This is a genomic window from Sphingobacterium puteale, from assembly GCF_003627955.1.
Classification (GTDB): Bacteria; Bacteroidota; Bacteroidia; order Sphingobacteriales; family Sphingobacteriaceae; genus Sphingobacterium; species Sphingobacterium puteale.
In genome coordinates this window covers 31,757-48,390 of record NZ_RBWS01000002.1, presented here as the reverse complement: position 1 = coordinate 48,390, position 16,634 = coordinate 31,757, and the positions used below count along the sequence as shown (strand labels likewise).

General features: G+C 40.2%; 14 protein-coding genes. 9 read left to right on the top strand and 5 right to left on the bottom strand.

The window, feature by feature from the left end; translation table 11 throughout:
- Window positions 1-5: 5 nt before the first annotated feature.
- Window positions 6-782 carry an XRE family transcriptional regulator gene (locus D7322_RS03490; protein WP_121121370.1) on the bottom strand — a complete coding sequence of 259 codons (777 nt, stop codon included), beginning with the start codon at window positions 780-782 and terminating at the stop codon, window positions 6-8.
- Between the two features lie 101 nt (window positions 783-883).
- Between D7322_RS03490 and D7322_RS03485 the strand changes: the two genes are divergently transcribed.
- Window positions 884-1,207, top strand: a complete 324-nt coding sequence (locus D7322_RS03485) for a GIY-YIG nuclease family protein (RefSeq protein WP_121121368.1) — start codon at window positions 884-886, stop codon at window positions 1,205-1,207.
- Window positions 1,208-1,299: 92 nt separating this feature from the next.
- On the opposite strand, the gene D7322_RS03480 is transcribed toward D7322_RS03485, so the two are convergent.
- Entirely contained in the window at window positions 1,300-3,672 is a 2,373-nt protein-coding gene (locus D7322_RS03480; protein WP_121121366.1) for a penicillin-binding protein 1A, read from the bottom strand.
- Window positions 3,673-4,050: 378 nt separating this feature from the next.
- Here D7322_RS03480 and rpoN point away from each other — a divergent pair, with 378 nt between their 5' ends.
- The 3 genes from rpoN to D7322_RS03465 all read left to right on the top strand — a co-directional run bounded on the left by rpoN (window position 4,051) and on the right by D7322_RS03465 (window position 7,633).
- Complete coding sequence (gene rpoN / locus D7322_RS03475; protein WP_121121364.1) at window positions 4,051-5,517, top strand: RNA polymerase factor sigma-54; 1,467 nt, start codon at window positions 4,051-4,053, stop codon at window positions 5,515-5,517.
- Window positions 5,518-5,600: 83 nt separating this feature from the next.
- On the top strand, window positions 5,601-6,476 hold the full coding sequence (locus D7322_RS03470; protein WP_121121362.1) for a carbon-nitrogen hydrolase: 876 nt from the start codon (window positions 5,601-5,603) through the stop codon (window positions 6,474-6,476).
- An 80-nt stretch (window positions 6,477-6,556) separates the two neighbouring features.
- Entirely contained in the window at window positions 6,557-7,633 is a 1,077-nt protein-coding gene (locus tag D7322_RS03465) for an agmatine deiminase family protein (RefSeq protein ID WP_121121360.1), read from the top strand.
- Window positions 7,634-7,811: 178 nt separating this feature from the next.
- Here the strand turns inward: D7322_RS03465 and agaR are convergent, their stop codons facing one another.
- From agaR to proS, 3 genes are all read right to left on the bottom strand, one after another.
- A complete protein-coding gene (agaR, locus tag D7322_RS03460; RefSeq protein WP_120258429.1) occupies window positions 7,812-8,573 on the bottom strand; it encodes a transcriptional repressor AgaR in 762 nt (253 codons plus the stop codon).
- A gap of 234 nt (window positions 8,574-8,807) precedes the next feature.
- Window positions 8,808-9,596 carry a Rossmann-fold NAD(P)-binding domain-containing protein gene (locus D7322_RS03455; RefSeq protein ID WP_121121358.1) on the bottom strand — a complete coding sequence of 263 codons (789 nt, stop codon included), beginning with the start codon at window positions 9,594-9,596 and terminating at the stop codon, window positions 8,808-8,810.
- A 12-nt stretch (window positions 9,597-9,608) separates the two neighbouring features.
- Window positions 9,609-11,081 (bottom strand): proline--tRNA ligase, encoded by a 1,473-nt coding sequence (proS, locus tag D7322_RS03450; protein ID WP_121121356.1) that lies wholly within the window; start codon window positions 11,079-11,081, stop codon window positions 9,609-9,611.
- Between the two features lie 178 nt (window positions 11,082-11,259).
- Here proS and D7322_RS03445 point away from each other — a divergent pair, with 178 nt between their 5' ends.
- The 5 genes from D7322_RS03445 to D7322_RS03425 all read left to right on the top strand — a co-directional run bounded on the left by D7322_RS03445 (window position 11,260) and on the right by D7322_RS03425 (window position 16,555).
- Window positions 11,260-12,411 (top strand): hypothetical protein, encoded by a 1,152-nt coding sequence (locus D7322_RS03445; RefSeq protein WP_121121354.1) that lies wholly within the window; start codon window positions 11,260-11,262, stop codon window positions 12,409-12,411.
- Window positions 12,412-12,484: 73 nt separating this feature from the next.
- Window positions 12,485-14,083, top strand: a complete 1,599-nt coding sequence (locus tag D7322_RS03440; RefSeq protein ID WP_121121352.1) for an OmpP1/FadL family transporter — start codon at window positions 12,485-12,487, stop codon at window positions 14,081-14,083.
- 112 nt (window positions 14,084-14,195) lie between these two features.
- Window positions 14,196-14,951, top strand: a complete 756-nt coding sequence (locus tag D7322_RS03435) for a hypothetical protein (protein WP_121121350.1) — start codon at window positions 14,196-14,198, stop codon at window positions 14,949-14,951.
- Between the two features lie 11 nt (window positions 14,952-14,962).
- Window positions 14,963-15,880 carry a LysM peptidoglycan-binding domain-containing protein gene (locus tag D7322_RS03430; RefSeq protein ID WP_121121348.1) on the top strand — a complete coding sequence of 306 codons (918 nt, stop codon included), beginning with the start codon at window positions 14,963-14,965 and terminating at the stop codon, window positions 15,878-15,880.
- A gap of 36 nt (window positions 15,881-15,916) precedes the next feature.
- Window positions 15,917-16,555 carry a uridine kinase family protein gene (locus D7322_RS03425; RefSeq protein ID WP_121121346.1) on the top strand — a complete coding sequence of 213 codons (639 nt, stop codon included), beginning with the start codon at window positions 15,917-15,919 and terminating at the stop codon, window positions 16,553-16,555.
- The last annotated feature ends 79 nt before the right edge of the window (window positions 16,556-16,634 follow it).

Here is a 16,634-nt window from a genome sequence, read left to right as displayed (position 1 = left end):
TTCTATTATTTCGAATTGTCAACAACTGCATTAATTGTTTTTTGCATCTGCGCCATCATACTGGTCAATGTTTCCATCGTCGGCTCAGGTGTTGGCTCCGGCAGTTGTGTGCTAATAAAAGCCTTCGCTTTCCATACTTCAAGAATATCAGGAGTCTCCACCCAGTAAGGTTCATATGTTTTATTATCGGAAACAAGCTTTAAGCCTTTATCCTCCTTAAATTTAAAAGCAATACGCTTATAAACGACCCCCTCCTCACGCGATACGACCACATAGGTATGACCGGGCTTTATATCATGCCAATTTTCGACATATTCAGCGACAATAATGGATCCCGATGGCAAAGGCAGCATCGAATCTCCTTTGATCTCAAATGCCCGAAAAGTCCCCTGTCCGAACATCGGAAGCGAAAACTTCGGAAGCTCAGCCACATACTCAGGATCGCCATACCCATTTAAATAGCCCGCGCTCGCCTTAACCGGCACAAGCTCAATGTTTTCGCGATCACTACCATCAACAGTTACACTCAATACCCTGAGATTAGAAGCATTGCTTTTGGGCACCGGCTTCCACTTCTCATCAATCACATCATTCGCCAATTCATCCATGGTTAACCCATAAAACTCGGCAATTTTTTTTAGCAATTCATATTTGGGCTCTGCCCGATCTTCTTCATAAGCACCGACAGAAGCTCTTTTAATCTCCATGATATCAGCAAATTGCTGCTGCGTAATTTTCTTTCCTTTTCGAAGGAATTTCAAGTTGGATGAAATATTTGACATATTATTTTTTCAAAAAATATTTTGCAAAAACTAAATTTATTAGTAATATTGTGCCAATAAAATTAGTAAATAAAATTTAAACATCCAAATAATTTAGCATTATGAGCAATTTTATTGTATATATATTAACTGACAACAACAGAAGATACTTTGAAATCGACTTTACTTCCAATATGCTCAGCACTGTCGTAGAGCTCCAGCAAGCTAATAGTTTCACTTTTCAACAGGGGAGCAGCTTAAACAGAATCATCTATTCCGAAGCTTTTTCAAAACTGGCATGCGCTAAAAAGAGAATGAACGAGTTGCAAAATTTCACACACCTACAAATCGAGAGAATTATTCGCAAGAATAACCCAAACTGGAACAACCTCTTCCCACAGCAACAGCAGGCTTACACCAAGAGAAACAGTAATTACGCCGCCTGATAAAATGCAATAAAAAAGCCACCTAATTTTTATCAGGCAGCTATTTATCATAGGTCCGAAACAGGATAAACCATTAACGAATTTTACTAGAACTACAGATTCTCCGATACACCCGTATTTTCGCTAACACCCCCTTCATTGTGATTGCGCTCAGCGGATCCTTCTGTCGATTCTTCTTCCGGCCCAATAAATCCTTCATCTGTCTGCTCGTCAACACTTGTTGAATCACTTTGCTCAGGCTCCGGATCACTATAACGCGGTGTCTCACATTTATACGACTTTGTGATTTCGACCGTAGGTTCAGGGAATTTCCCTTGTGTATACCCCAATTGCTTATCTTTATAGACGGATTCCAAAAACACACCGAATATCGGCAAAGCCGTTCGGGAACCTTCTCCGGTATGCGAATTCTTGAAGTGTATGCTTCTTTCATCACATCCAACCCAGATTCCGGTAACCAGATCCTTCGTCACCCCCATATACCAGCCGTCAACATATTCGGAAGATGTTCCGGTCTTACCACCAATTTGATTCTCTTTATCAAAAAGATCCCACTCCCACAATCCCTGCGACGTACCTCTGGGCTCTTCCATCCCCCCACGCAACATATAAGTCATCAACCAGGCATCTTGCTTATCGACAACTTGTTTGCGTTCTGCCTGAAAGGTAGCGATAACATTCCCGTCATGGTCTTCAATTTTAGAAACCAGTACCGGTGTGACACGCTCGCCATGATTCATCATCGTCGAGTAACCGTTAACCATTTCAAAGACCGATACATCATTAGGCCCCAGTCCAACAGATGCTACCGGATTGAGCTTGCTCACGATACCACAACGCTGCGCCGCATCCACAACTTTCGCCGGAGTAACCATATCGGTCAGCTGAACTGTAACCGAGTTAATAGACCGGGCCATCGCATGACGCAACGACATTTCACGATATGAAAAATTCCAATCTGCATTTTTCGGTTCCCACACTTCTATAGAATCCCCCTTGTCAATCTTTATGGTAACAGGCTTATCGGTAATCTTGTCACAAGGTGACATCCCAGACTCCAGGGCAGCCAGATAAACAAAAGGTTTAAATGTGGAACCTGCTTGTCGTTTCGCCTGCATCACATGATCATATTTAAAATATTGATGGTCTATACCACCTACCCAGGCCTTAATTTCACCCGAATAGGGATCCATTGACATCATCCCGGCATTCAACATCATGGCATAATATTTTAAAGAATCCATCGTGGACATCTCTTTTTCAATCTTACCATTATCCCTCCAGTTATAAACTTCCATTTTTTTCTTTTTATTCAGAAAGTAATTAATGCTGTCCGGACTATTGGCATATTTCTTACTCAGAAATGCATAATAAGGAGTCTTCTTTGCCAAATTCTCCAAAAAGTTCGGGATTACTTTCCCAGAAAGATCACGCCAGGGCTCCTGACCATCCCAGGTATTATTTAAGCGCTGCTGCAACTCAGCCATCTGTTTAGCCACAGCTTCCTCAGCATGTTTCTGAAGTTTTGAATTGATCGTTGTATATATTTTTAAACCATCCGTATAGATATCGTAATTATTTTCCTCGGACCATTTTTCCAGCCATTTGGCCACAGCGGTACGCAAATAAGAATCCCCACCAGCATTCACGTCCTTATTATTCGCATTCAAAACAATCTTCTCTTTAACTAATGCATCATAAGCTGCTTTCGTCAGAAAGCCACTCTTATGCATTTGACTCAATACGGTATTTTTTCGATCAAATGCCTTCTCAGGATTTCTGATCGGATTATACAGGGTTGTCCCCTTCAGCATACCGATCAACACCGCTGCTTCATTTTGATTCAGCTGATTGGCTCCTTTTGAAAAATAACGTTTTGCGGCCGTTTCTATACCATAGGCATTATTACTAAAAGAAACAGTATTCAGATACATTTCCAATATCTGGTTTTTACTATACCGCTGCTCAAGCTTATAAGCCGTCATCCACTCCTTAAATTTGGTAATGACCAGTCCGGCAACAGGCAAACGTGTCAACAGCCCTCCGGCTTTATTGTAACGCGTGCGGTAAAGATTCTTGGCCAGCTGCTGTGTAATCGTACTTGCACCGCGCTTATCTCCTTTTAAAGTAGAGACAATACCTGAACCGAGCCCCAAAAAGTCAACACCATTGTGCGAATAAAAACGTACATCCTCTGTTGCGATCAATGCATTAATAACAGTTTTAGGAATACTGTCAAAAGGAACCGGATTTCTATCTTCATCAAAATACCGACCGATCAATACGCTATCAGCGGTGTACAGCTCAGTAGAAATATTGAGGCTGGGCATAATGATATCTTTTTTTGTGGGGGAATAGCCAAACAGCCACAAAAAATTAAGTTGTATGGCACAGACCAAAACAATAACGAAATATATTGCAATAACGAGATAACGAAGAACCCGATTCTTTATACGTCTAAACATAAATGGAAATTTATCTTATATTCAACATATTGAATCAGCAAAAGGTTTTACCCTTGCTCAATATGCGCCTATACGTGTTTCAGGGGCTAAATATACAACTAAATACATCTCCCTAATTAACTATTTACATTTTTTAACAATAAAAAATAAGCATTTATTCAAACAAGGTCAATAGGCAAAAATACATTTCACCAGCCTTGTTTTGCTCATTATGGAGAATTAAAAATGTAAAAAAAGTTGAGGAAGGACTTTGTTGAGATCAATAAGTTAGCTGACATGTCCGCAAATATTATACCTACTTTTAACATATTATCTATTTTATTTTAAAATAATAATGATATTTGCTTAAATTTAGATGTAAACTAGTCAACTATTAGCATGTTAAAACAGACATTACAACAAAAGCTATTACAAAAACTGTCGCCACAACAAATTCAATTCATTAAATTGTTGCAGGTACCAACAGTTTCATTAGATGCCAGAATAAAAGAAGAATTAGAAGAAAATCCTGCATTAGAAGATGGTAGCTTGACTAACATGACCGATCCAATCGAAGAATATCCGGATAAAGATCCTGATGACAGTTTTGATAACGAAGAAGGTTTCGATTCAGATGATTTCAGTTTGGAGGACTATATACAAGAGGATGATTACAAAGATTATGGAAATGGGTATGACTACGGTGATGACGACGAAGACAGAAAAGAAATGCCAGTTGCCATCCAGCACTCTTTCTACGAACAACTGCAACAACAGCTAGACCTTCTGGCTTTGGACGATAAGCATTTTCTAATCGGCCAACAAATTATCGGAAGTCTGGACGACGATGGTTACCTACGACGTCCGATCATAAATTTAGTAGATGACCTGGCTTTTGGTCAAAATGTAATGACCGAAGAGCATGAGGTATTGGATATGCTAAAAGTAATCCAGGATTTTGAACCTGCAGGGATTGGTGCCAGAGATCTCCAGGAATGTCTTTTGATTCAGCTGCAAAAAAAAGACATCAGCAACCCTACAATAAAACTGGCAATTAAAGTCGTTGCCAATTATTTGGATGAATTCACAAAAAAACATTATGATAAGCTCGAAAAGTCACTGGGAGTCTCGTCTGAAGACTTGAAAAATGTGGTGAATGAAATTCTAAAGCTTAACCCGAAACCGGGTGATTCAGGAGCAGTGGCAGGCAAACAACTTCATATCATTCCCGATTTTCATATCAGCAACAACGATGGCATCCTTCATTTGACTCTGAATGGACGTAATGCACCCGAACTCCGCATAAGCCGTGACTATCAGCACATGTTTGAGCATTACGAAAAATCCGATCAAAAAGACAAAAAAATGAAGGAAGCGGTACAGTTTGTCAAACAAAAACTTGATTCGGCCAAATGGTTCATTGATGCAATCAAACAACGCCAACAAACCTTGCTAAAAACCATGAATGCCATCATGGAATATCAATACGACTATTTTCTTAGCGGTGATGACCGCAAATTGAAACCGATGATACTAAAGGATATCGCCGATAAAATCGACATGGATATCTCTACCGTCTCCCGTGTAGCAAATTCAAAATATGTACAAACTGAATTTGGAACATTCTTGTTAAAATCGTTTTTCTCGGAGGCAATCCAAACTGATTCCGGTGAGGAAGTTTCGAATAAAGAAGTCAAAAAAATACTGGAAGAGTGTATTGCCAAAGAGAATAAGCGCAAACCATTGGCCGATGAGAAATTAACCGAAATTCTTAAAGAGAAGGGTTACAATATCGCACGCCGGACCGTGGCAAAATATCGGGAAGCATTAAACATACCTGTCGCAAGATTACGAAAAGAGCTCTAAGAGCTCTTTTTTGTTTTTCGGGTGACAATCAAATCTAAATTAAGAATAGTATCTTTGTGCTCGAATTAAATAAGCATGAAGGAATGAGCAAAGTAAAAGTTGGAGTTGTACAGATGAGCTGTACCGCAAGCAAACAAGAGAATCTCGAAAAAGCTATCGCTAAAGTAAAAGAAGCCGCTGCAAAAGGTGCGCAAATTGTGTGTCTGCAAGAACTCTTTACCTCTTTATATTTCTGCGATGTAGAAGATTATGACAATTTCGCACTGGCCGAATCTATCCCAGGCCCATCTACAGATGCCCTGTCTGCTGTTGCGAAAGAAGCAGGGGTCGTTATTATCGCATCATTATTTGAAAAAAGAGCGGAAGGTCTTTATCATAATACCACTGCCGTATTAGATGCTGATGGCTCCTATTTAGGCAAATACCGTAAAATGCATATCCCGGATGATCCTGCATTTTATGAAAAATTCTATTTCACACCCGGTGATCTAGGTTATAAAGTATTCAAAACAAAATTTGGTAAAATAGGTATATTAATCTGTTGGGACCAATGGTATCCAGAAGCATCAAGGATCACCGCATTAATGGGTGCCGAAATTTTATTTTACCCAACGGCAATCGGCTGGGCTACAGATCAGGACGAAGAAACCAACAAAGATCAATACAATGCTTGGCAAACCATTCAACGCTCTCATGCAGTAGCAAATGGTGTACCAGTGGTATCTGTCAACCGTGTCGGATTTGAGCAGGATGGCGCCATGAAATTCTGGGGCGGTAGCTTTGTGGCAAATGGACAAGGTAAACTGTTATACCTCGCTTCTCACGATAAAGAAGAAATTGAAGTCGTTGAACTGGACCTGAGTGAATCTGATTATTTTAGAAAACACTGGCCTTTTCTACGTGACCGCAGAATAGAAACCTACTCCCCGATCACCAAACGTTTTATTGACGAAGACTAATAGCAAATCATATTGGCCATTTTAATTTTGTAATTCATAAAAAGAAGAGCAGATTAAAATGGCTTTTTACATTTTAAAGCATGGAACAAGAAAGCACTTTCGCACAGGCATATTTTGATAATTCCCCAAAAAAACAAGGTTTTTCGTTTCCCGCAGAATGGGCAAAACAAGAAGCTTTGTGGTTGAGCTGGCCTCATAAAGAGGAATCTTGGCCCGGAAAAATTGATACCATATACCAGCCCTATTGCGAGTTTATTAAAGCTGTTGCTGCTGGACAGAAAGTTAGAATCAATGTTGCTGACGAAGATATGAAGGCATTCGCCATCGCAGAATTGAAAAAAGTAACGTCCGATTTTAGCAATATTGAATTTTATTTCAACCCGACCAATGACGCTTGGTGTAGAGATCATGGTCCCGCTTTCCTGATCAATCAAAATTCAGGCACAAAAGCAGTTGTTGACTGGGGATATAACGCCTGGGGTGGCAAGTATCCACCTTTCGATCTGGATGATGTCGTTCCTACACGGATAGCTAAAGAGTTTGGCCTTCCTTTATTCACACCGAATATCGTCATGGAGGGTGGTTCTGTCGAATTCAACGGAGCCGGAACAGTGATGACAACAACAGCATGTCTGCTCAATGAAAACAGAAACCCTGATTATACGAAAGAGCAGATTGAGACTTACCTCAAAGAATTCTATGGACAAGATCAGGTATTATGGCTAGGCGACGGAATCATTGGAGATGATACAGATGGCCATATTGACGACATTACACGTTTTGTGAATGAAAACACTGTTTTAACTGTTGTGGAAGAAAATCCGGAAGATGAAAATTATGCCATCCTCCAGGAAAATCTAGAAACACTTCGTTCCTTCAGATTATTAAACGGAGAATCACTTAATATTGTTGAACTACCGATGCCAGCAGCCGTGATTTATGAGGACACCAGACTTCCGGCATCATACGCAAATTTTTATATTGCAAATGATGTTGTCGTTGTTCCAATTTTCAACGATCCTAATGACCAAAGAGCATTGGATATTATTCAGGAGTGCTTTCCGACACGGAAAGTTATCGGAATTAATTCAGTAGACATTATCTGGGGACTGGGTAGTTTTCATTGCTTGAGTCAGCAAGAACCCGCGCTCTGCTAAAGGTAAATTATACTATAAACAGAAAGGCTTCTTAATCGGTTAAGAAGCCTTTCTGTTTATAGTATCTGCTCACAAGCACTATCAAATTAGATATTTCTATAACAAGGTTGGCTGTTTACTCGCGACAACCGCTCCACATTAACTTATCGCAACGACCCGAAGCGACCAAAACAGGAAACTAAACAACCACGACATGCACACCAGACTTCTCTAACGATTCCACAAATCCGGCACTCACTTTATCATCTGTAATCAAAATATCGATTTTTTCGAAGCCACAAATTCGCCCAAAACTACGTCTTCCAAATTTGGACGAATCAGCGAGCACAACGACCTTTTGAGCTGTATCGATCATGATACGGTTCAATTGAGCTTCTTGCGCACTGGATGTTGACACACCATACTCCAGGTCTATTCCGTCCACCCCTAAAAACAATTTACTACAATAAAAATCATGCAGTAAATTTTCAGCATATTTTCCAGTGACTGAAGTAGAAGTTTTGCGTAATGTACCTCCCATCTGCATAATTTCTACTGATGGGTATTTAATTAGCTCCATGGCAACATTCAGCGCTGAAGTGACCACGGTGATGTTTCCCTTAGGCACAATCTGCCTGGCCAACGATTGCATGGTTGTTCCGGACGCAATAATAATCGAATCATTTTCCTCAATCATCTCAGCAGCCTTCTTACCGATTCTGCTTTTGTCATCCGAGCGAAGTTTCTCTTTTTCAAATACTGTCCGGTCCGTTGTATAAGGATTGTATTGTGTTGCTCCGCCATGGGTCCGAAAAAGCAGACCACTTTCCTCCAAAAGTGTAAGATCCTTTCGGATGGTAACAGAAGATACGCCCAGTTCCTCACAAAGGTCAATCACCTGGACAATACCTACCTCTTTTAATTGTTTTAAAATATATTGATGTCGCTCTACGTTTGTCATGGTTCTTTTATATGCGCTAAAATATTAAATCTACCAGTTGTTTATCCATACAGATACATTAGAAAATACAACATATCAACTAAAACCAATGCTTGATTTTAGCGGTCAGATATGCTATACAAATTTCCCTAGCAGAACTGACGTTAAAATAATGAAATTATTTAATTATTTATACTCTCTATAAAGCAAATTATACTTTATTCTAAAAAGATAAAGTTTTTGATTTCGACAAATTCAAAATTCCAAGGGATTGGGCCAAATAAAATGGTAATCCAGTTCCTTTTGAAGCAGGCTTCCACAGACTATTTTTTGAAAATGATCCCCTTGGTCAAATTGCAATGGCAGATCGAAACCATACTTTTGTGCAGAGGCTAGGATCACATCTTTTTTCTTGGGGTGCATCGGTGCAACAACATTGTAAACACGATGATTTAGGTCCTTAATAGAAGCCAACATAATCAACTGCACAACATCATCGAGATGAACAAAATTGGCCGGCTGTTCACCTGTTGTGCAGATACGATTGGCAAAGTATTTAGCAAAAATGCGATTTTTACCAAATAGACCTCCAAGTCGATATACATAAGTGTTAGGCAGTTGTAACATCAGCTGTTCAGCCAAAAGAAGTTTTTCGGAAAATTCTATTCCAGCTGAATCCAATTCACTATAGACAACATCTTTATCCGGATAAATTCCAACGGAACTTAAAAACACCTGTTTGGTCCATTGGATATTTTCAAGAAATCCTTTAACATTCGAAAAACGAGTTCCTAAACCAGAAAGACTATTTTTTTGGCTGGCGGGAATACTATTTAAAACAAAGTCGAACTGGTCCGGAAGAAATTCATCAGGCAACACACTACCCTTATCAAAGTCAGCAATAAACGAAAAAATACCATCAGTTTTAAGCCGATGGTATTTTTCATATTGTGTGGTACTTGCCCAGACCTCATGTCCTTGATGTTTCATATCCATGGCAAACGATTCTGCCAGCCAGCCGCATCCTAAAATAAGTATCCGCATATGATCAAAAGATTAATAAGCTTTTGCAAATAAAACGCGTCTGCTAGAAGGCTTGCCCGTAAAGATACAAACACCTTGCTCCTCTTTGGCATCCAAAGGAATACAACGGATTGTCGCCTTTGTTTCCTCTTTCACACGTTTTTCTGTTTCTATGGTTCCATCCCAATGACAAGAGATAAATCCACCTTTACCTTCCAGCACTTCTTTAAACTCATCATAAGAATTTACCTCGGTAAAATGGGACGCTCTAAAATCCAATGCTTTTTGGTAAATATTTTCCTGTATTGCCTGCAACAGCTGTTCGATATTTCCCGCCAATCCTTCTTGCGCTACCGTTTCTTTTGTTTGCGTGTCACGACGGGCCAGTTCTACAGTTCCATTTTGCATATCTCTTGCGCCAACGGCAACACGCACCGGCACACCTTTCAATTCCCATTCCGCAAATTTAAAGCCCGGGCGCTGCGTATCGCGATCATCGTATTTCACGGAGATATCCTTTACCTTCAACTCATTTGTTAACTGATTCACGAATGCGTCAATCTGTGCCTTTTCTTCATCAGTTTTAAAAATCGGAACAATAACAACCTGGATTGGTGCCAATTTTGGAGGCAACACCAATCCTTGGTCATCCGAGTGTGCCATAATCAAGGCGCCCATCAACCGGGTAGAAACCCCCCAAGAGGTCGCCCAGACATGCTCCAGCTTCCCTTCTTTAGAAGTAAACTTCACATCAAAAGCTTTCGCAAAGTTTTGTCCAAGAAAATGTGATGTACCAGCTTGCAACGCCTTGCCATCCTGCATGAGCGCTTCGATACAATAGGTATCCAAAGCGCCGGCAAAACGTTCGTTTTCGGTTTTGCGGCCACGTACAACCGGTACAGCAAGAATATTTTCAGCAAATTCTGCATAGACATCGAGCATACGTTCTGTCTCGGCAATAGCCTCTTCGCTGGTTGCATGCGCAGTATGCCCTTCTTGCCATAAAAACTCGGCTGTACGCAAGAACAGACGCGTACGCATTTCCCAACGGACCACGTTTGCCCATTGGTTAACCAAAATTGGCAGATCCCTATACGATTCGATCCAGCCACGGTAGGTATTCCATATAATCGTTTCAGAAGTCGGACGTACAATCAGCTCTTCTTCCAGCTTTGCATCCTCATCAACCACAATCTTACCTGTACCATCGTTTTTTAATCTATAGTGAGTGACCACAGCACATTCAGTGGCAAAACCTTCCACATGGGCAGCTTCCTTAGAAAAAAACGACTTGGGAATGAATAAAGGGAAGTAAGCATTGCTATGGCCTGTTTCTTTAAATCTCTTGTCTAAGATTGCTTGCATTCTTTCCCAGATAGCATACCCGTATGGTTTAATCACCATACAGCCTCGTACAGCTGAATTTTCAGCCAGATCAGCTTTGATTACAAGTTCATTGTACCATTGCGAATAATCTTCTGCACGACTTGTTATTCCTTTACTCATATGAAATTGATAAATTATTGTAACATTATTACGTTAAATCTCGTCTGTATTTCCAATACAAAAAGCGTTCAATAAAAAATATTTGTATTTTTGATTACTTCGATTAAACCCCGTCGAGAAATTTGCGTCTAAGATAGTAAATAAGGCTGTATAATCGAAAATAACGATTTAGGATATTATGAAAAAAAATAGATTATTTATCGGAGCACTTGCCATGACAGGAGCATTTATGTTAGGTTCCTGCGGTACGAGTAGGCAAATCTATAGCGACGATGTCTATGGCAATAATGGACAGGCTAGACAAAAAGTCTATCAAAGTCCGGATTACTATTACACAGATGCAGATCAGGTTCAACAAGGAGGACAAGCTCAGGGCGGTTATTATGATGACGAATATTCAGACCAGGATTACAACAATGACTCCTATGAAGATCTTGAATATGCCAATCGGATAAACAGGTTCTATTATGCCTCTCCAGGGATGACCTATTTTGATCCATTCTTCGATCCATGGTATGGTTATGGATTCGGCGGGATGTATGGATATGGTCCTTCCTTCGGTTTAGGTTGGGGCTGGGGTTCCGGCTGGGGTTCTTCGTGGTCTATCGGTTTAGGCTGGGGCTGGGGTTCTGGCTGGGGCTGGGGATCTCCTTGGTATGGCGGCTATTACCCTTGGGGTGGCTGGTATGGCGGCGGATACTGGGGTTCTGGCTGGTATGGCAATGGTTATTGGGGCGGTGGCTATTGGGGTAACTCAAGACCACGTTATGCTTCTTCGCGATCATCCTATAGAGACAATTACAATGTGCGTACTTCATCTTCCCGTACCAGAACTTCAGGAACTTATGATCGTACTGGCGTAGCTCGGGATTCTAGGGGACGTATTACGGCAGTTTCTAATGGCCGAACAAGCGGCGGTAGGACAAGGAACTCTGACGGTTCTATCTCACGTAGTTCTTCTTATGATAGAACAGGCGGCAGAACAAGAACTTCAGATGGTATCTCTACGAGAAGTGGCTATCCCGATGGAGGCAGAACACGGAGCTCAGACAGAACAAATGGAACATACCCAAGCATGCGAAGTTCCAGTGGAACTTCCAGAACACGTACAAACTCAGGTGAAGTTTCCCGTCCAATGAGCCGTTCGATGGAAACACGCTCAAGCAATCCGAGTTCAACTTCCAGACCATCCTATACTCCACCAACAAGAAGTTATGATAGCGGTTCATCACGCTCAAGTGGCGGCTTCTCCGGAGGAAGTTCAAGATCCGGCGGCGGCTTCTCTGGTGGTGGCGGAAGCTCAAGATCCAGCGGTGGACGTACACGCTAACAATAAAAAAACAAATTACAGTAGCATACATAATCATGTGTGCTACTGCTTATTATAGACGATATTTTAGCTTATGACAATCAAAAAATTACTTTTTGGAACTGCATTTTTACTAGGTGCAGCGGGAACTGCCCAAGCACAATATACGAAAGATGTACTTTTGTTTTCCCAAGGGGACAATGGCGGTACTGCTCGCTTCAAAGCAATGGGAAACGCATCTACCGCATTAGGTGGTGATATTAGCTCAATTACCGGAAACCCGGCTGGCTTAGGTTACTTCAATCAATCCGATATCTCCGTAACAGGCAGATACCTTAACAATAAAAATAAAACAGATTATTTCGGACAAAACTCCAATAGCAGCAAAAATAATTTCAACTTGGACAATGCCGGTATCGTCTTTCATTTACCTACTTACCGAAATGGCGGAAACCTTGAGCAAGGCTGGCTGAATTTCAATGTTGGTATAGCCTATAACCGAAATTATGTCTATAACAACCTGTTAGAGTATAGAGGGATCAATAATACAAGTTCAATTACTGATGCCTATTCGGATAGATTATCGTCGCCTGGCGGAATGAAAGGCTGGGGACAGGAGGTCTATAATAACTCCTTACTATTTGACGTTGACCCCAAGAACGCCGGAGCATACATACCCCTTACCGTTGGCGGAAACTATGATGGAAAAGGTGGTTTTAATCAAATCAATTCCATCTTAGAAAAGGGAAGTAAATCAGAATCTGTATTATCTTTTGGTGCCAACTATAGCAACAAATTATACTTGGGAGCTGCATTAGGTTTTACTGCTTTTAGTTACGACAACTCAAGCTGGTTTACGGAATACGGCCAAACGATGACTGCTGACCAACTGACAAAAATCAATAAAGACTCTGAATATTTAAAACCAGAGGCAGCATATGCTAAAAAACGTGAGATGCTGGACAAGGACTATGAATTGTATGATGATTATGCACAAGTGACAGATGGTACAGGAGTGGATTTCAAGTTAGGTGTAATCTATAAATTCACACCGACCTTTAGTATGGGCTTTACAGCGAAGTCTCCGACATTCATGAGCATTCGAGATGAGTCTTATAGCAATTCCGAATTCCGTTATTTTAAACCGAATGAAGATAAGTCCTTTAAAGAATACCGTACCAGTGATGATGCAGGGCATAGCTATCTAGAGTACAATATGAACACACCGTACAAGCTCTCCTTAGGTGCCAGTCAGGTATTCTCCAGAGGATTAATTACTGCGGATGTAGAATGGGTTGATTTTGGTGCCATCCGATTTAAAGATCCCGGCGCATATAATAAAGCTTTGGAACAGGAAATGAACCAAAACATCAAAAACAACTATCAAGGAGCTTTTAATGCGCGCATCGGTGGTGAAGTTTTATTTGATAATGTTTTTAGTGGTAGAGCTGGTTTCAATTATAGTGGCAATCCGTACAAAAATGCAGATTATACAAATTATACTGCATCTTTGGGTATCGGCGCAAAACTCGGCCGCGGTATGTATATTGATCTGACCGGAGCCTATAATGCCGTTAATTATAAAGAAAGCCCTTACCTTATTGATGAACAGTACTTTGGAAACACAAGTCCAGTAGCCGATATAAAAAACCAACGGACCAATGTCGTTTTGACGATCGGTTCCAAATTCTAGGAGATTCTTCTCTAAAAACGTCCAGCTAGCCTGGACGTTTTTTATTTATTACAATCCCGGCAACCATAATTTAAAAGCTTTTAGTAAATTTGTCCTCTTGGTTGAAAATCACATGACAGATCAGACAATATCAAAAGCATTCAATGCCGTATTTACCTATCCCATCTGGCGGATCGAAATCGATGCTGAAAGTAGGTTGATCGCTGTGGAGACCAGGAATCCATCAGACACACTTCCCTATTTCAATGTCGTTACTTTCGAAGGAAACTATGTACTTCAAGACTTCCAGGCGATAAGCAAAGAATGGGTGCTTACAGGAATTCAATGTCAGAAGCTTATTTTAAAAAAGATTTCCAGTAATTCACCCATTGATGCAGGTGTACAGATCATTGACTGTTATCAGCCAAATCAACAAGAAACCTGGTTTAATTATCTTTTTGTTGAAATGGTCAATGGAGGAATACTGCTTCGTCCCAAAATGATCGAACAAGGAATGCAGTTGTTTTTAGATTTAAAAACAATTTCCATTGAAAACAAAAAAGAGAAATCATTTAAACCTTTTAACAGCCAAATAGTCTACCCAGTAATTTACAATGGTCAAATTCCCCAATTTTTGACAGATTTCACCGTCGATGGCGAAATTTGGATAAGTGCATTGGATGACTATTTTATTTGGGCTTTCTATGAAAAAAACACAGCTAATCACTATCAAATCCGGATAGTGCGATCAACGAAAGAGCGGTTAATTGACACTGTAATTGCAGTCGATCAGTTACCATTAAAGTTTTTCAACATCTATTTTCTTGTTAACAAACAAATATTCCTTTTGACAGACAATAAACGGGAGTTTGTTTCGTATTTAGTATAATTGCAAAATATATGAAACTATTATTCGAATTAAATACATATAAAAAGGTAGTCATCTTATCGATTTCAATGCTATCTATCCAACAAGTTGAAGCGAGAAACCTCACTTCATTACATGTAAAAGCGGTTCCTGACTCCGTAGGTACCGAGATAATCAATGGCGAAGAATTTGTCCTTTTCAAGATCGAAAAAGGAGACAATTATTATCAGCTCAGCAAGAAGTACAAAACAACGGTAGGTCAGCTCACGCAGATAAATGGTAATGGCACATTAAGCCTCGGACAGATTGTTAAAGTACCCACTGGACGAAAACCTGCTCCTCTGGTAAATAAACCCTCAGGTAACACTGCACAGCAGAATCCGCGTAATCCACAACAGGGTTTCACAGAATATATTGTTGGTGAAAAAGAAACGTTATATGCTATATCCAAGAGGTTTAGTATTACTGTTGAGGATATCAAAAAAGCCAATAATCTCAAAAACAACATCATAAGCGGTGGAATGAAATTAATGATTCCGAATCAGCCACTGCCGCCAGAAAGACCAAAATTGGTTGAACCTAAAGGAATCGAAATTATTGCACCCGATTCCACAAACGATGACAATAAAGAAGAAAATCAAATTTCAACAAACCGTTACGGGATACGCGAAAAATCCGAGCGGGGGATTGGCGTATGGATTGATGGTTTGTCTACCCAAGGAACAAGTAACCTCGCACTTCACAAGAGTGCGCCCGTCGGAACGATCTTGAAAATCACCAACCCCATGACAAAAAGCGTCACCTATGCGAAAGTCGTTGGAAAATTTAATGATAATGCTGAAAACCAAAATGCCATTGTCGTGTTATCAAAGTCCGCAGCGGCAAGTATCGGTGCGCTGGATAAACGTTTTCAGGTAGAAATCGCCTACGGATTACCTTTAGAAAATTAATTAAAATAAAAATAGCTCCTGCAGCGCGAAACAAGAATGAATAACAAACCGTATGTCATAGGGATTGCCGGAAGTAGTGGTTCTGGAAAAACATTTTTTTTGAATAGTTTTTTGAAACATTTTAAAACCGATGAAGCCACCTTGATTTCTCAAGATGACTATTATATCCCTGCCAATACAAAGACACAAGAGGAAAATAGACTCTATAATTTTGATATCCCGACGTCCATAGACAGAGAAGCTTTCTATACCGATATCAAAGCACTCTTTAATGGGGAAACGATTTATAAAGAGGAGTATACTTTTAATAATCCTTCACTAACTCCAAAAATATTAGAGATCAAGCCAGCCCCCATACTGATTATCGAAGGGTTATTCATTTTCTATTATACAGAAATCAACGCGCTTATTAACCACAAGATCTTCCTGAGTGCAGATCAGGATATCGCACTCCGTAGAAGGCTACATCGTGATTTAGTCGAACGTGGCTATTTTGAAGACGACGTCATGTACAAATGGGTAAACCATGTTCTTCCTTCATACAATGAGTATTTATTACCATTTCAGGATTCTTGTGATCAGGTTATATTTAACAATACTGACGAACCTGAACCGATTTGGGAAATTACCAATCAGATTTCTGAAGAATTGAAGGCCAAACTCAATTTAGTATAATATACAATAAAGACGGGCTTATGAGGACGTACGCCCGTCTTTATTTAAAAGTGCTTGATTTATTGACATCAAGACTTTA